This window comes from Leisingera sp. ANG1 (assembly GCF_000203975.2).
Taxonomy (GTDB): domain Bacteria; phylum Pseudomonadota; class Alphaproteobacteria; order Rhodobacterales; family Rhodobacteraceae; genus Leisingera.
The window spans coordinates 930,835-946,205 of the sequence record NZ_AFCF02000001.1 but is presented as its reverse complement, the minus strand read 5'-3'; the positions used below and the strand labels follow the sequence as shown (position 1 = coordinate 946,205).

16 protein-coding genes are annotated in these 15,371 nt (G+C 63.3%); 7 read left to right on the top strand and 9 right to left on the bottom strand.

Features of this window, described 5'->3' with window-relative positions; genetic code table 11:
* Positions 1-65 precede the first annotated feature (65 nt).
* From GC1_RS04685 to parE, 6 genes are all read right to left on the bottom strand, one after another.
* Positions 66-746: a hypothetical protein gene (locus GC1_RS04685; protein ID WP_019295650.1), complete on the bottom strand. Its 681-nt coding sequence runs from the start codon at positions 744-746 to the stop codon at positions 66-68.
* Between the two features lie 13 nt (positions 747-759).
* A complete protein-coding gene (locus GC1_RS04680) occupies positions 760-1,416 on the bottom strand; it encodes a DNA-3-methyladenine glycosylase I (RefSeq protein ID WP_019295649.1) in 657 nt (218 codons plus the stop codon).
* Between the two features lie 27 nt (positions 1,417-1,443).
* Positions 1,444-2,205, bottom strand: a complete 762-nt coding sequence (locus tag GC1_RS04675; RefSeq protein ID WP_019295648.1) for a hypothetical protein — start codon at positions 2,203-2,205, stop codon at positions 1,444-1,446.
* A gap of 542 nt (positions 2,206-2,747) precedes the next feature.
* Positions 2,748-3,587, bottom strand: coding sequence for a hypothetical protein (locus GC1_RS22075; RefSeq protein ID WP_082020141.1), 840 nt, complete (start codon positions 3,585-3,587; stop codon positions 2,748-2,750).
* Between the two features lie 323 nt (positions 3,588-3,910).
* Complete coding sequence (locus GC1_RS04665; RefSeq protein WP_019295646.1) at positions 3,911-4,132, bottom strand: hypothetical protein; 222 nt, start codon at positions 4,130-4,132, stop codon at positions 3,911-3,913.
* 4 nt (positions 4,133-4,136) lie between these two features.
* On the bottom strand, positions 4,137-6,095 hold the full coding sequence (gene parE / locus GC1_RS04660) for a DNA topoisomerase IV subunit B (protein ID WP_019295645.1): 1,959 nt from the start codon (positions 6,093-6,095) through the stop codon (positions 4,137-4,139).
* Positions 6,096-6,329: 234 nt separating this feature from the next.
* Between parE and GC1_RS04655 the strand changes: the two genes are divergently transcribed.
* The 5 genes from GC1_RS04655 (at position 6,330) to GC1_RS04635 (ending at position 11,235) form a co-directional block, all read left to right on the top strand.
* Positions 6,330-7,745: a pyridoxal phosphate-dependent decarboxylase family protein gene (locus tag GC1_RS04655; protein ID WP_019295644.1), complete on the top strand. Its 1,416-nt coding sequence runs from the start codon at positions 6,330-6,332 to the stop codon at positions 7,743-7,745.
* A 106-nt stretch (positions 7,746-7,851) separates the two neighbouring features.
* Positions 7,852-8,460: a carboxymuconolactone decarboxylase family protein gene (locus GC1_RS04650; protein WP_019295643.1), complete on the top strand. Its 609-nt coding sequence runs from the start codon at positions 7,852-7,854 to the stop codon at positions 8,458-8,460.
* Between the two features lie 180 nt (positions 8,461-8,640).
* Complete coding sequence (gene ppk2, locus GC1_RS04645; protein WP_019295642.1) at positions 8,641-9,582, top strand: polyphosphate kinase 2; 942 nt, start codon at positions 8,641-8,643, stop codon at positions 9,580-9,582.
* A gap of 62 nt (positions 9,583-9,644) precedes the next feature.
* Entirely contained in the window at positions 9,645-10,280 is a 636-nt protein-coding gene (locus GC1_RS04640) for a DUF1007 family protein (protein ID WP_019295641.1), read from the top strand.
* Position 10,281: 1 nt separating this feature from the next.
* Positions 10,282-11,235 (top strand): nickel/cobalt transporter, encoded by a 954-nt coding sequence (locus GC1_RS04635; RefSeq protein ID WP_029204759.1) that lies wholly within the window; start codon positions 10,282-10,284, stop codon positions 11,233-11,235.
* 3 nt (positions 11,236-11,238) lie between these two features.
* Here GC1_RS04635 and GC1_RS04630 read toward each other — a convergent pair whose 3' ends face one another.
* A complete protein-coding gene (locus GC1_RS04630; protein ID WP_019295639.1) occupies positions 11,239-11,889 on the bottom strand; it encodes a TIGR02453 family protein in 651 nt (216 codons plus the stop codon).
* 112 nt (positions 11,890-12,001) lie between these two features.
* On the opposite strand from GC1_RS04630, the gene GC1_RS04625 reads away from it, so the two are divergent.
* On the top strand, positions 12,002-13,381 hold the full coding sequence (locus GC1_RS04625) for an MATE family efflux transporter (protein ID WP_052260481.1): 1,380 nt from the start codon (positions 12,002-12,004) through the stop codon (positions 13,379-13,381).
* Positions 13,382-13,420: 39 nt separating this feature from the next.
* On the opposite strand, the gene GC1_RS04620 is transcribed toward GC1_RS04625, so the two are convergent.
* Positions 13,421-14,098 (bottom strand): hypothetical protein, encoded by a 678-nt coding sequence (locus GC1_RS04620; RefSeq protein ID WP_019295637.1) that lies wholly within the window; start codon positions 14,096-14,098, stop codon positions 13,421-13,423.
* Between the two features lie 10 nt (positions 14,099-14,108).
* The gene (locus GC1_RS04615; protein WP_019295636.1) at positions 14,109-14,396 is read right to left on the bottom strand and encodes a hypothetical protein; all 288 of its coding nucleotides are present in this window, start codon (positions 14,394-14,396) and stop codon (positions 14,109-14,111) included.
* A 97-nt stretch (positions 14,397-14,493) separates the two neighbouring features.
* Here GC1_RS04615 and GC1_RS04610 point away from each other — a divergent pair, with 97 nt between their 5' ends.
* Entirely contained in the window at positions 14,494-15,351 is an 858-nt protein-coding gene (locus tag GC1_RS04610) for a LysR family transcriptional regulator (RefSeq protein ID WP_019295635.1), read from the top strand.
* Positions 15,352-15,371: the final 20 nt, after the last annotated feature.

Here is a 15,371-nt window from a genome sequence, read left to right as displayed (position 1 = left end):
GCAGCATCGGAATCCGGCGCGATTTCCCGCCCTGAAAAATCGATCTATCACCGCGGTTCAGCAGGTCAGTCGCAGATGCCGTTCAGTTCGGCGTCCTTCCAAGGCAGGTAGACCGCGCTTTCGCGGCTTTGCGGCAGCGGGCTGACCGGCATTGCGGCGGCCAGCATGTCGTGCAGCCGCTTGGTGCGGGCGGCCTGCGGGGCGAGGGCGCGGCAGCAGACGTATTCCTCGACGATGGCGCCCTGCTGTTCGAACCCGTAGGTGCCGAAGTCCGGGTCCCCCTCCAGATCGAACAGATAGGGGTCGCGGTCCTGGCCGTGCTCCGCTGCGGCGCGCAAGGGGGAATAGCCGGTCTGGCGGCGGTTTTGCCATTGCCACACATGGGTGACCTCATGCGCCAGCAGCATCGCCTCCACCAGGTGCAGCCGCTCCGGGTATTCCGGCAGGTAGTTATCCACGTACCAGTCGCGGGTGAAGAAGATGCGGTTGAACAGCGCCACGGCGGCGGGTTTGGAGGTGACGATCTCTTCCTTCACCGGCGGCAGGATGCGCTCGCGGCAGGTGACACGCGGGCGCGGCATGCGGCGGAAGGTGACGGCCCCGAGCGGTGCGCCCTCGACGATGCGGACCTTGTTTGCGTTGAGGCTGGTGCCGTGCAGGGTGTCCAGATAGGCGCGTTCGGTTTCCGTCAGCGGGCGGCCGCAGGCAGAGAGAAACAGCAGGGCGAGGAGCAGGCAGCGGATCATATGCGGCTTTGCCTCAGCAGCTCATCGCCAGCACGCGGCTGATTTCGGTGAGGGAGCGGCCGGATTGATCCATCCATTCATTGAACGCGGCCTGCACCGCTTTCAGAGCGGTCTTGGAGGTTGCGGGTTTGTCGATCACGCCCTCGGCAATGAGGCGCGCAGTGACGTCCTGGCTGAGGATGAAACTGTCGCGGCCGGCAAAGCGCATGGCGTATTGGCCGGTGTTGCCGCCGAGGCGGGCGCCGCGTTTCTTGAGCATCTCCAGCAGCCCGATGTAGTCGGATGAGGGCCAGCCGCCCAGTATCTCGCCTGCGCCGCCCTCGTCGCGCAGCTCCATCAGGAAGGCAGCGTTGGCGCGCACTGTTGCCAGTTTGGCGCCGTTCCGGACCACGCGGGTGTCGCTGAGGATCCGGTCGAATTCATCCTCCGGCATAAAGGCGCAGGGGCCGGGGTCGAAGCCGTGGAAGACCTCCTCGAAACCCTGCCATTTCGCCTCGATCACTTTCCAGTTGAAGCCCGCCTGGAAGATGCATTTGGTCATGGTGGCGAGCCAGCGGTCCTCCGGCAGCTCTGTCACCTTGGGGTCGGGTCTGGTGAGTTTCTCCTCCAGCGCCTGCACCCCACCGTGGCGGTCTGCGGATATGGCGTGGATCTCGTCGAATGTGCGCATGGGCGGGTCCTGTGGCGTCAGGTCAGGTTAGCGGCGCGCGCGCAGCTCGACAATGGATTTGCCGAGGCGGAAGGGGGCGGCGAAGCTGACGAGGCAGAGCGCGATGATCTGCAGCACCAGGATATGGGCGTTGTCCTGCAGGTATTCCCATTCCTCCTTGAGCTTGGACACATGGGCGATCAGGCCGTCATAGGCGCGGGCGATGATCAGGAAATCGCCGGCAATGGCAGGCACCTTGCGGCGCATGGTGTCGACGGCGGCCTGTGTTGGGGCGTCAAGCGCGGTGAAGACCAGGAAGGCCGCCGGGTCGAAGGCGGCGGCTTTGGCCTCCATGTCTGCCATTTCGGCCTTTTCCGAGCGGCTGCCGAACAGGAAGCTGAGGCCCTGCAATGGCGCGACCTCATCGGTCACCGCGATGAACAGCGGCAGTTCAGCGTTGCCCGCGGTGGAGGCGGAGAGGAATTCGACCTTTTCGCACAACACCGCGATGTCGGTGTCATAGGCGGGGTCGCAGAAGCGCAGGCGGAAGCGGGCGGCGTCGCGGTCGAAGGCGGCGGTGGCGGCATAGGCGATGTCGATCTGGCGTTCGAGCCGGGAGCTATCTGCGGCGTAGATGCCGGAGATCACCGCCACCAGCGCGCCGAAGCCGCCGAGCACCACCCACACGAGGTCCGCCAGTTTCCAGGCCCGGTGGCCTGCCGGTTTGCGGAACAGGAAGGCGGTGCCGATCAGGCCTGCAAAGAAGAACAAGAGGAGCAGGGGCAGCTGGTTGTCCGCGATGAAGGCCATGGCTGTTTCCCTGCTGTGATTGGCTGGCCTAACCATAAGAAGGGAAAGCGGTTTCAGGCAACAGCCCTCACGAAGCTGTCACCGGATGCGCGGGTTTGGCCGGGCGGGATTGTCTCCCTGTCCGGTGGCTGTGTGTCCGTCTGTCTGCCCGTCTGCCTGTCTGGGGCCTTTGGGCCGTTTTGCTTGTGTGGCCGTGATGTGCTGGCCGGAGTAGAGGTGGCGGCGCCGCCAAGGGGCCCGGAGGGGCCGGAGGCGGAGGGCCGGGCAGGGGGTCGCAAGCCCCCATGTCCGCTCGAAAGCTCTCGTGTTGCGGAGAACCCCTGCACCCGATGAAGAGGTGGTCTTGGGGGCTCCCGTATCTCCTGGTGGTGCGGGGTGTCAGTCCGCACCGTTGTGTCGCGACGGATTGGAGTATGGCAGAGCGGGGTTAAGGGCGCGCAAGCGGGGCGTGCGGTGGTTTGGGGTTTGGCGCAACGGGGGGGCGAGTCACCTTGACCGGGTCGCTTGCGGCCCGGTCAAGGTGACTCGCCCACTTCCCAACTTTAGTCGAAGTCTACACCGGCAGTTCTAAATTTCTCTAGAAGGCCTGGTAAATCAAATTCGTCCTCTAAGTCTTGTATCTCTTCATCGGAGAACGAATATTGTCCCCAATATGCTTCCCGTAAAAACCGATCTGGGTTTTTCCATACCATTGCCATACGTACAGCGCCAATGAAACGGAGGTTTTCCCAGAAGAACGTTGAAAAATCCTCCTTCAGGAACTCGTCCAATAGCGTGTCCAGTTGTCCAACAGTGAGAATTCCAAACTTCGACAGCTCGTGAATTAAGAGATCTGATTCTTCTTCGCTGAAGGGGATGTGCTGAGAGATAAGTTTTCCGTTGGGGGATTTGAGGTGTTTCTTTGAGAGACTCAGGATCGATGTTGTGGAGAGGAAATCATCCAAAACAGAAGCGTCATTCTTTCCAACTCTGTCATTGTATAGGTCAGCTTCCTGCACGACTCTGGAGAGTTCTTGGTCGATGAGTTCCAAATTTCCAGACAGAATATTTAACCGTCGCTGTAAGTCCGGGGGGAGTGCGGAATTTGACTTGTATTGTTGTTTATGTTCAATTTCAGCCCATGCTTGTTCGAGTGCTGTACGAATTTGTAACTCAAATGGTATGTCGTAAATGTTTAGGTATTCAGGTAGAGTCTCTCTTCCCTTTCCAAGTTTGCAGATTAAGTGTAGCGACCTGTAGCCAACTTTTTGAACATCTGAAGGTTTTCTCTTGTCTATTGAGTTTTCTTCATCAATCTCAAAGTACTGTCGGAGAACTTCTTCCAAGGATGTGATTTCATGTTCCAGATATAAAACGACTCTTAAACCGACAATATCTGTCATTTCCTTAAGGGGGTCGTTATATTTTTTCTATCAAGCTTTGAAGCCGCGCTGTTCTTGTCCTTTACGCGAGAGAGAATTGGCATAGCGGAAACGCCGGCTTCAGAAATTGCTTTCGATACTAAACCGAATGCTGATGTTCTCAAGTTTTCGAAGTTGTGGTGTTGACTCTCAAAGTTACTAAGGAATTCTTCTTTCTTCAATTTGTCCCCCAGGTGCCTGAACTCTCCACAAACCTCGAGAAGTTCCGGTCGAACTGGAAACGAAGTTTGGGCTCTATTTGGGTTTCACTTTATGCGTGTGATGGCGGAATGCAAACACTGCGATCAGGAGGAAAACGCCGCAGCAACTATGGTTGTGAGCACCGCGGCTGTGCTTGCGGACGCCAGCAGCATCAAAAACTGCAGCGCTGGGTGAGGCCGCGCACGACCAAACCAGAACTCCAGAATGCCAAGCGATGCGTTTTCCTCCCTCGCCTTGAGGTAAAGTAGAAGGTGGAAGAAAACATGCAGAGCCAAGAACAACCCGGCGAAAATCTTGAATGCCATCGGCTTAGACGTCCAGCTCCTCCACGAACTTCGCGTTCTCCTGGATATACTGGAAGCGGAGCTCGGGTTTCTTGCCCATCAGGCGCTCGACCAGGTCGCCGGTCTCGCCGGGCTCGTCCTCGTCGATGGTGACGCGGATCAGCTTGCGGGTGGCGGGGTCCATCGTGGTCTCTTTCAGGTCCTTGGCGTCCATTTCGCCAAGACCCTTGAAGCGGGAGACGTCGATCTTGCCCTTGCCGCCCAGGCCCTTCTCCAGCCATTTGTCGCGCTCAGCCTCATCGAGGCAGTAGACGCGGCGCGCACCTTGGGTCAGGCGGAACAGCGGCGGGCAGGCGAGGTAGAGGTGGCCGCCGTCGATCAGCGGGCGCATCTGGGTGAAGAAGAAGGTCATCAGCAGCGAGGCGATATGGGCGCCGTCGACGTCCGCGTCGGTCATGATGATGATCTTGTCATAGCGCAGGTCATCAAGGTTGAACTTGGTGCCGAGGCCGACGCCAAGCGCCTCGCAGAGGTCGTTGATCTCGGCGTTTGAGCCGAGCTTGTTGGAGGCGGCGCCCAGGACGTTGAGGATTTTACCTTTGAGCGGCAGCAGTGCCTGGTTCACCCGGTTGCGCGCGCCCTTGCCGGAACCGCCCGCCGAGTCGCCCTCGACGATGAACAGCTCGGTGCCGGAGCGGTCCTTGGAGGTGCAGTCGGTCAGCTTGCCGGGCAGGCGCAGCTTCTTGGTGGCGGACTTGCGCTGGGTTTCCTTCTCCTGCTTGCGGCGCAGGCGTTCCTCGGCGCGCAGGATCAGGAAGTCGAGGATGGCGCCGGCGGATTTGGTGTCGGCGGCCAGCCAGTTGTCGAAATGGTCGCGGACCGAGTTTTCCACCATCTTGGAGGCGGCCTCGGTCGACAGGCGGTCCTTGGTCTGGCCGACAAAGGCGGGGTCGGCGATGAAGCAGGAGACCAGCGCGCAGCCGCCCGCCATCAGGTCGTCGCGGGTGATCTGGGCGGCCTTCTTGTTGCTGACCAGTTCGCCGTAGGCCTTGATCCCCTTGAGGATCGCGGCCCAGAAGCCGGTCACATGGGTGCCGCCCTCGGGCGTCGGGACGGTGTTACAGTAGGACTGGGTGAAGCCGTCGCGCGAGGGGGTCCAGTTGATCGCCCATTCCACGTAACCCGGCTCGCCGAATTTCTCGCGGAATTCCACTTTGCCGGCAAAGGGCTGGTCTGCGTAGACGGAGGATTTGCCGAGCACCTCTGTCAGGTAGTCCTTGAGGCCGCCGGGGAAGTGGAAGGTGGCCTCGGTCGGGGTTTCGCCGTCGTCGATCTCAGACTTCCAGCGGATTTCGACGCCGGAGAACAGGTAGGCCTTGGAGCGCACCAGGGTGAACAGGCGCTTGGGCTTGAAGCGGTGGTGGCCGAAAATTTCCTCATCGGCGTGGAAGGTGACGAAGGTGCCGCGCTTGTTGGGGGCGGCGCCGATCTTCTCAACCGGGCCGAGGGGCAGGCCGCGGGAGAAACGCTGTTCGAACAGTTCCTTATTCTTGGCGACCTGGACAACCATCGAATCCGACAGCGCGTTCACCACCGAGGAGCCGACGCCGTGCAGGCCGCCCGAGGTCTGGTAGGCCTTGCCGGAGAATTTGCCGCCTGCGTGCAGGGTGCAGAGGATCACCTCCAGCGCGGATTTGTCCGGGAACTTGGGGTGCGGGTCGATCGGGATGCCGCGGCCGTTGTCGGAGATGGTGACTGCGTAATCGGAATGGAGCGTCACCTCGATCCGGTTGGCGTGGCCGGCGACGGCCTCATCCATGGAGTTGTCGAGGATTTCCGCCACCATATGGTGCAGCGCGCGTTCATCGGTGCCGCCGATATACATGCCGGGGCGCTGGCGGACCGGCTCAAGCCCTTCCAGAACCTCGATGGAGGACGCGTCATAGGTTTCCGATGCAGGCGTGCTGAGGAGGTCGTCGGCCATGTGCGGGAGCTGCTCTTCCTTGGTGTTGATTGACGCCCATTATGGCAGGTGTTGGGGCCGGGTGGAAGAGGGACGCAAGGGGCTGTGGATAAGGCGGCCCTGCCGTGGCAGGGCGGGAAGTTATCAATCCATCGAAGATAAGTTCCGGTTATCCGGGTGCGGCGATATTTTCCGTGCGGCGCAAGGACCTGAGGGCTACACCTCCTCCAGCGGCAGGCAGGAGGAGGGCGCGCGGTGGCTGAGAAGGGGATCAAGACGCAGGACTGGGCGGCGTTCCGGGCCGAGGCGCAGCGGATGCTGGAGGCGGCGCTGGACCAGATGCAAGAGGCGGTAGAGCGCCCGTGGCAGCCAGTGCCGGAGGACATCGATGCGCGCTATGCGGTGACGGCGGAGGCGCGCGGGCCGCAGGAGACCGTGGACCGGATCATCGAGGACGTGCTGCCCTATCACGGCGGCAATATTCATCCGCGGTTCTGGGGCTGGGTGCAGGGATCGGGGCTGGCCTCGGACCTGATCAGCTCCCTCGCGGTGGCGGCGGTCAATGCCAATATGGGCGGGCGCGATCACGGCGCGAACTACATGGAACGCGCGGTGGTCGACTGGACGCGGGCCAGGATGGGCATGCCGGAAAGTGCCAGCGGTATTCTGGTGACCGGCACCTCGCAGGCGACGGTGATTGCCTTTCAGGCGGCGCGGCTGCGGGTGCTGAAGGACCTGCGCAAGTCCGGGCAGGGCGCGGTGCGGCTGACCGCCTATGCGGGCGAGGGCGTGCACAATGCGACGCTGAAGGCGGTGGAACTGCTGGGCATCGGCTCAGACAACCTGCGCAAGGTGCCGTTGGCAGATGGCAAGCTGGACTGCGCAGCCTTGGCCCGGATGGTGGCAGAGGACAAAGCCGCGGGCGCGGTGCCCTTTCTGGTGGTCGGCAATGCGGGCACCGTGGATCTGGGGCTGTTTGATGATCTGAATGCGCTGGCGGATGCGGCTGCGGAGCTGGGGCTGTGGCTGCATGTGGACGGGGCCTTTGGTGCCTGGACGCGGATTGCGGCGGAGCCCTACCGGTCGTTGAGTGATGGGATTGGGCGGGCAGACAGCATTGCGCTGGATTTTCACAAGTGGATGTATGTGGGCTATGACTGCGGCATGGCCTTGCTGCGCAATGAGGACGAGCACCGGGCGGCCTTTGCGGCGCGACCGGCGTATCTGGAAGGGGCCGAGCGCGGGCTGGCGGGCGGCGAGCCGTGGTTCTGCGACTACGGCATCGACCTCAGCCGCGGCAACCGGGCGCTGAAAGTCTGGACGGCGCTGGAGACTTATGGCGAGGCGGCGTTCTCAGAGGCGATCACCGGCAATTGCGAATTGGCGGGTTTCATGGCGGCGGAGGTTGAGGCGCAGCCCCATATGGCGCTGGGGGCGCCGGTGGTGTCGAACGTCTGCGTGTTCACCGCGCGCAGCGATCTGGAACCGGACGCGCAGTCGGCGCTGAACGCGCATATCGCCCAGACCCTGCAGGAAAGCGGCGAGGCCGTGTTCTCGACCACCCGTGCAGGCGGCAGAGTAATGCTGCGCGCTGCGATCACCAATCACCGAAGCCGCGAGGCAGATGTTCGGGCAGCGATTGCAGCGGTGGCGCGGGAGGCGGCGAAGTAGAGCGGGGCGGTGGTGCCGCCAGGCTGAGAAACTGTGACGTTCGGTTTCGTCTTTCCGTATGATCTGAACCCGCTACTCTCCGGGCCAGACAGTCAGGGAGAGAGACATGGCCTGGATCAGGACCGTTCCGTTTGAAGAGGCAACCGGCAAGCTGAAGAAGCTCTATGAGCGGGTGACCGGGCCGGGGGGCAATGTCGACAACATCATGATGGTGCACTCCCTGCGGCCGCATTCGATGGAAGGCCATATGGCGCTCTACAAGAATGTGCTGCACCACACCGGCAACAAGATCCCCAAGTGGTTCCTGGAGGTGCTGGGGGTCTGGGTATCGTCGCTGAACGATTGCGCCTATTGCGTCGAGCATCACTTTGCCGGGCTGCAGCGGCTCTTGGGCGATACGGAGCGCGGTCTGGCGATCCGGGCCGCGATCGAGGCGCGGGAGCCGGAAGCGGCCCCGCTGGAGCCTGCACAAGTGCTGGCAATGGGTTATGCGAGGATGCTGACGGAGGAGCCGTCCAGCGTGACAGAAGCGGATATCGAAGCCCTGCGGGAAGCCGGGTTCGAGGATGGCGAGATCCTGGAGATCAATCAGGTAACCGCCTATTTCTCCTATGCCAACCGGACGGTGCTGGGGCTGGGGTGCTCCACCAAAGGGGATGTGCTGGGGCTGAGCCCGAACAATTCGGAGAACCCGGACGATTGGGGGCATAAATAGGGGCGCTGCCCCTCGGCCCCTTTGGGCCTCACCCCGGAGTATTTGAGACCAGAAAGAAGCAGGCGGCCCGTTACGGCCGTCTTATTTGTTGTGCAGACGGCTAATCTTTTGATGCAGGTCAGGGCGGGGGAACGGTGGCGGTATTAGGGTTGCGGCGCAGATTGAAAGAGGGAGTTTTTGATGGACGCCGCAGTGAAAAAGAGTGCCGGTAAAACCGCAAGCCCAGTGCCGGTTCAGCCCCCCGCCAGCGCCTCGGCCGAGGCCCGGGGGCCCAGTGCCGAGGACATCCGCCGGGCGTTTGAGAGCGGCAAGTACCCGTATCCCAAGAAGATGCAGCGCAAGGCCTATGAGGCGGAGAAGGCGCGTCTGCAGGCAGAGTTGCTGAAGGTGCAGCTGTGGGCGCAGGAGACCGGTGAGAAGTTTGTTCTGCTGTTCGAGGGCCGCGATGCCGCGGGCAAGGGCGGCACCATCAAGCGGTTCACAGAGCATTTGAACCCGCGCTCTGCCCGGGTGGTCGCCTTGAACAAGCCGTCGGACGAGGAGCGCGGCCAGTGGTATTTCCAGCGCTACGTGCGGCATCTGCCGACCAGCGGTGAGATCGTGTTCTATGACCGGTCCTGGTACAACCGCGCGGGCGTCGAGCGGGTGATGAGTTTCTGCGAGCCGAACGAATACCTGGAGTTCATGCGCCAGGCGCCGGAGTTTGAGCGGATGCTGGCGCGGTCGGGTATCCGGCTGTACAAATACTGGTTCTCTGTCACCCAGGCCGAACAGAAGCGGCGGTTCAATTCGCGCGAGACCGACCCGCTGAAGCAGTGGAAGCTGTCGCCGATCGACAAGGCGTCGCTTGGCAAATGGGACGATTACACCGAGGCCAAGGAGGCGATGTTCTTTTATACGGACACCGCGGATGCGCCCTGGACGGTGATCAAGTCGAACTGCAAGAAGCGCGCGCGGATCAACTGCATGCGGCATTTCCTGGCCTCGCTGGACTATCCGGGCAAGGATCCGGAGATCGCGCGGGCACCGGATCCGCTGATTGTCGGCCAGGCGCATCATGTGATCCACCAGTCCGATCACATCCTGGGCAAGGCGCTGCATCCTGAAACACGGACGCGCTGATCCCCGCTTGCGGTGCGGCCCGGCGCTTGCGGGGCCGTCGAACTGGGCTTAAGTCTTTGGGCATGAAACATCTTGCTCCACTTCTGGCACTTGCGCTGCTGGCCCCTGCGGGTGCCGGGGCGCATCCGCATATCTTTGTCGACACCGGAATGAAACTGGTGGTCTCAGACGGCGGGCAGCTGCAGGCGGTGGAGATCACCTGGGCCTATGATGAGTTCTATTCGCTGCTGATCTTCGAGGATAAGGGGCTGGACAGCGATTTTGACGGCAGCCTGACGGCAGAGGAACTGGCGCAGCTGCAAGGCTTTGATCTGGCCCGGAGCGAGGGGTTCCAGGGCGACACCTATCTGACCCTTGGCGGCGGGGCGCTGGGCCTGGGCGCGCCTGAGCATTTGTCGACCGAGGTGAAGGACGGGCGGATCACCACCCGGCACCGGCGGGTTCTGACACAGCCGCAGGCCGCGGACGGCGTGGTGATCAAGGCTTATGATCCGACCTATTACACGGCCTATACGGTGAACCAGGGGCTGGAGGTCAGCGGCGGCTGCCAGGCCAGCATCACCCCGCCCAACCTGGATCAGGCCTATACCCTGGTGGAAGAGCTGCTCTATGCGATGCCTGCAAATCAGGCAGAAGAGGCATACCCTGAGGTGGGGGAAGCCTTTGCCGACACCGTGCGCTTGAGCTGTGGCGCGTAAGGTGAAGATTTTCTTAACAATTGCGGCGCTGGGCGTGGCGGCGCTGGCTGTGTGGCTTTGGGGCTTTGGCGGTGCCGGGATGGTGTCCGTTTGGGCGGCCGAGGGCCAGCGCGAGGCGCAGAATGCGATGGCGCGGGGGCTGCGGGCGTTGCGCGCCGGGGAGCCGGGGGCGCTGTTGGCGCTGTTGTCCCTGTGTTTTGCCTACGGGTTCTTTCACGCTGCCGGGCCGGGCCATGGCAAGCTGGTCATTGGTGGCTATGGCATGGGCAAGCCGGTGCCGCTCATGCGGCTGGCGGGGCTGGCGCTGGCGTCCTCGCTGGCGCAGGCGGCCACAGCCGTCGTGCTGGTAGCGGGCGGGCTGATGCTGCTGGACTGGGGGCGCGAGCAGCTGACCAGCGCGGCGGAGGATGTGCTGGCGCCGCTGTCATACGGGCTGATTGCGCTGGTGGGCCTGTGGCTGCTGGTGCGGGGTGTGCGGCGGCTGCTGGCGAGCGGCCCGGTTCAGGTGGCAGCCCATGCAGGGCACCATCACCACGGGCACAGCCATGAGCATCACCATCACCATCATGATCATGATCATACTGACGGGGTCTGCGCCTCCTGCGGGCACCGGCACGGGCCGACGGTGGAGGAAGCCGCCAATGTGCACTCGCTGCGCGATGCGCTGGCGATCATCGGCGCGGTGGCGCTTAGGCCCTGTACCGGTGCGGTATTCCTGCTGCTGCTGACCTGGCGGATGGGGGTGCTGTGGGCCGGGATTGCCGGTGCCTTTGCCATGGGGGCCGGCACTGCGACGGTGACGGTGGCTGTGGCCATTGCTGCGGTGACAATGCGCAAGGGGGCGCTGGCGCAGATGCAAGGCACCGGCGCGCTGCGGGCGGCGGCGGTGCTGGAGATCCTTGCCGGTGCCGTGGTGGCGGTGCTGGCCAGCCAGATCATGCTGCGGGCCTTGTAGGCCTCAATCAGCCAAAGCACTCTCCAGCAGGGCAAACATCGGTTCCTGCGTCAGGTAGGCCGACATCAGCGCGCCCATCGGGGTGGCCTGCTCGCGGACTGACATCTCATGCCAGAAAGTCAGCGACTTGCGCTGCAGCAGCGCGCCGTGGGGGTGTGCCTTGCCATAGGGGGCCGGGACGCGTTTCAGTTCCGGGTCCTTGGCGGCAAATCCTTTGAGCGCGAGGATATCCACTAGTGCCGCGGTTTCATCGCCGAAGGCACCGTCGATGGCCTGCCGCCAGCGCGGCAGCTGCGCCTTGCTGAAGCCCATGATGCCGCCGCCTGCGGTGCAATAGTCCGGCGCGATGCCGAAGAACAGCGCGCAGCCTGCGCCGTTCAGGGTCCACATCATGTGCAGATGGGTGTTGTACGGCGTCTTGTCCTTGGAAAACCGCACGTCGCGCTGCGGGCGGAATAGCTTGGCGGTGACTTGCGCGCCGCTGCGGCGGCTGATCGCCTGCGCCACCTCGTCCATCTGCAGGAGCGCGGGGGATTTCAGCTGCGCCTCGTACCGGTCCTTATGCGCAGTGAACCAATCCCGGCTGTTGTTCTGCGCAAGCTCCGCCAGAAAGGCACGGGCGTCGGGGATCAGCTGGGCAAAGGCGTCGGTCATTCAAAAGGGCTCCTGCAAAGGGTTGCCTGTGCAGAATACCACCATGAGCCTGTGCGCAGGCAAGGAAACTCTTCCCTTGCCGGGGCGTGCGGGGGCGCCTAAGGCTGGCAGGATGAGCACGTTAGCGACCAAACATTCCGAGATGCCTGTGCGCAGCCACGCCCGGGCGATAGCCGTTCTTGGCCTGCCTCTGATCGGCGGCCATGTGGCGCAGTTTGCCATCGGCCTGACGGATACCGTCATGCTGGGGTGGTACGGGGTGGAGGAACTGGCGGCGGTGACGCTGGGCTCGTCCTATTTCTTCTCAATCTTCTTGCTGGGTTCCGGCTTTGCCTTTGCGGTGATGCCGATGGTGGCAGCGGCGGCTGGTGCCGGAGAGGAGCGGCAGATCCGCCGTTCGACCCGGATGGGGCTGTGGCTGTCGCTGGCGTACGGCGTGGCGGCGATGCCGCTCTTGTGGTGGTCGGAGGCGATCCTGCTGGTGTTGGGGCAGGAGGCGAAAGTGGCGCATGACGCGGCGGAGTACCTGCGGATTGCCGGCTGGGCGCTGTTTCCGGCGCTATTGTATATGGTGGCGAAATCCTATCTGGCGGCGCTGGAGCGCACTCAGATCGTGCTGTGGCTGTCGGTTTTTGCGGCGGTGATCAATGCGCTGGTGAACTATGCGCTGATCTTTGGCAACTGGGGGGCGCCGGAACTGGGGATTGCCGGGGCGGCGATTGCTTCCTTGGTGACAAATGGCGTGTCCTTTGTGCTGGTGCTGGCTTATGCGCTGAAGGTGCTGCCGCAGCATGAACTGCTGAAGAACTTCCACCGGCCGGACTGGGAGATGCTGGGCAAGGTGTTCCGCATGGGCACCCCGATCGGGCTGACGACCCTGGCGGAAGCCAGCCTGTTTGCGGCCTCAGCCATGATGATGGGCTGGCTGGGCACGGTGCCGCTGGCCGCACACGGCATTGCGATCTCGCTCGGCGGGCTGACGTTCATGGTGCATCTGGGCCTGTCCAATGCCGCGACCATCCGGGCCGGCAATGCCTTTGGCCGCGGCGACCGGGAGCATCTGGCGCGCGGCGGCAAGGTGGTGACGGTGATGTCGCTGCTGGTCTCGGCGGTGGCGATTGTGCTGTTCCTGACCATTCCGGATGCTCTGATGTCGCTGTTCCTGGATGCCGAGGATCCACAGAAGGATCAGATTCTGCTGATTGGCGGCGTGCTGCTGGCGGCGGCGGCGCTGTTTCAGCTGATGGACGGGATGCAGGCGGTGGCGCTGGGCCTGCTGCGCGGGGTGCAGGACACCGGCGTGCCGATGGTGATTGCAGCGCTCAGCTATTGGGCGGTGGGCATTCCGGCTTCCTATGTCTTTGGCTTCCTGCTGGGCTGGGGCGGCGTTGGCGTCTGGATGGGGCTGGTTGCCGGGCTGACCTGCGCCGGGCTGTTTCTGATGCTGCGGTTCTGGCGCCGCTCGATCCTGACGGTGGGGGCCGCGGCCTGAGATATGCGCCTGCCCGATGGAGGGCAGGCGCCGCATGGCTCAGTTCACCGGCTGGGACAGGACCGTTGCTCCGAGATAAGTGAAGGCCGTCAGATGTGCCTTGTTGAACTGGCCCACCTGTTCCAGCACGCCGGGATTGGCGGCGCGGAAGGCCTCGGCCTCTGCGCCAGAGCTGTAGTAGAGGAAAGTGATGTCATCCGGGCGCAGAGTGCCCAGGGCTGTGGCCGGGGTCAGCACAGCCTCTGTCTGCCAGACGTTTTCGAGATCTGAGATGACGCTGCCAAGGGTGGTGAGATCGGCAGCGCGCTGTTCCGTGTCCAGATTGTTGTAGTGTGAAAGCTTCACGATATATTCGGCCTCCGCATCTGGTGCATCAGCTGGTAAGAGCGTCAGGCTGCCCTCGAACAGCACCGGCTGCTGGCCGTGGCGGGCCAGCAGCGCGCTGGCGCCAGAGGCAGAGAGCGCACCCAGGACCGGGCTGGCGCAGCGGTAAAGGCGGAAGCCCTTCATTTGCGGCCAGTCCAGCGGGCCGAGGCTGCCGGAGATCGTGCCGGAGCGGTGCAGGCTGCACCCTGCGTCCTGGAGGAGCGGGGCGGCAGCCGGATCCCAATGGGTGAGAGCTGCTGCGGGCTGTGCGGGCCAAGCAAGGAACAGGCCGGTCTCGGCCAGTGCAGGCGTTGCTGTGGAAAGGGCGGCGGCGAAAGCGAGGGGCTTCATATGCGTCTCCTTAAACTTCAAAGCTGACAGGCCCGCGGCCGAAGACGCTGGCGGCAGGTTCATCCGGGGCGGCCTTGGCGGCGTTAAGTGCATCCATGGCGCCTTTGACAAATGCCAAGGGATGCGCAGGCACCGGCATCCCCGGCGCGAAGCCGTTGAAGCGGGCGGTGAAATGCTCCTGGGTCCAGGTGACGTCGATGCTGGCGGCCTCCGCGTTCTGATACTGGATGCCAAGGCTGAGGCTGCCGGTCATCACGTCTGGCACATCGGCGGATTTCAGGGTGAGCTGATAGGTCATTTCGGTGTCTCCGTTGCTGTGATGGGGAATTGCTATCGCGGACGGAGTTGTTAGAATATCTACCAGATTGGAACCGCTTTGGAACAAATTTGTACCAATGGAGAATTGGGACGATATCCGCATCTTTCTGGCGCTGGCCGAGGGCGGCACAATCCGCGGCGCAGCGGAGCAGCTGGGTGTGACCCATGTGACGGTGACCCGGCGCATCCGGGCGCTGGAGGCGCGGATCGGGGCCACATTGTTCGAGCGCAGCCCGGCCGGCCATCAGCTGAGCGAGGCGGGGCGGGCGGTGCTGCCCAAGGCGCTGGAGGCGCAGAGCAGCATCCGGGATCTGGAGCGGCAAGTGCTGTCGATAGATGCCAAGCTGAGCGGCCCGGTAAGCCTGGCGCTGCCGGAGGCGGTGGCAACGGTGCTGATTGCGCCGCTGTTGCCGGAGCTGCGGATGCTCTACCCAAAGATCACGCTGCGGCTCTTGCTGTCGGACCGTCTGGTGAACCTGGCAGGGCGGGAGAGCGATCTGGCGCTGCGGCTAACTGCCAGCCCGCCGGAGACCGCCTATGGGCGCCGCGTTGCCCATAGCCCGCTGTGTGTCTATGCGGCGCCTGCCTATCTGGAGGTGCGGCCGGTGCCGGACCGCTGGATCGGGCTGGACTACGGGCCCGCGCGGACCCTTGAAGGCACTGCAGACACGCACATCCAGGCCAACAGTATCCTGGCGATGGCGGAACTGCTGAAGGCGGGGCTGGGGGTTGGGGTGCTTCCGTGTTTTCTGGGGGACAGCCACGAAGGGCTGCAGCGGCTGCCGGGCGCAGAGGTGAAGCCGGACCTGGATCTGTGGCTGCTGGTGCACAAGGATCTGCGGCAGATGGCGCGGGTGCGGGCGGTGGCGGATTTCATTGCCGAACGCCTGAAGCCGCTGCGGCCGGTGATCGAAGGTGCATCGGTAGCGTCTTGACCGCCCCTGTGCGGGCTGGG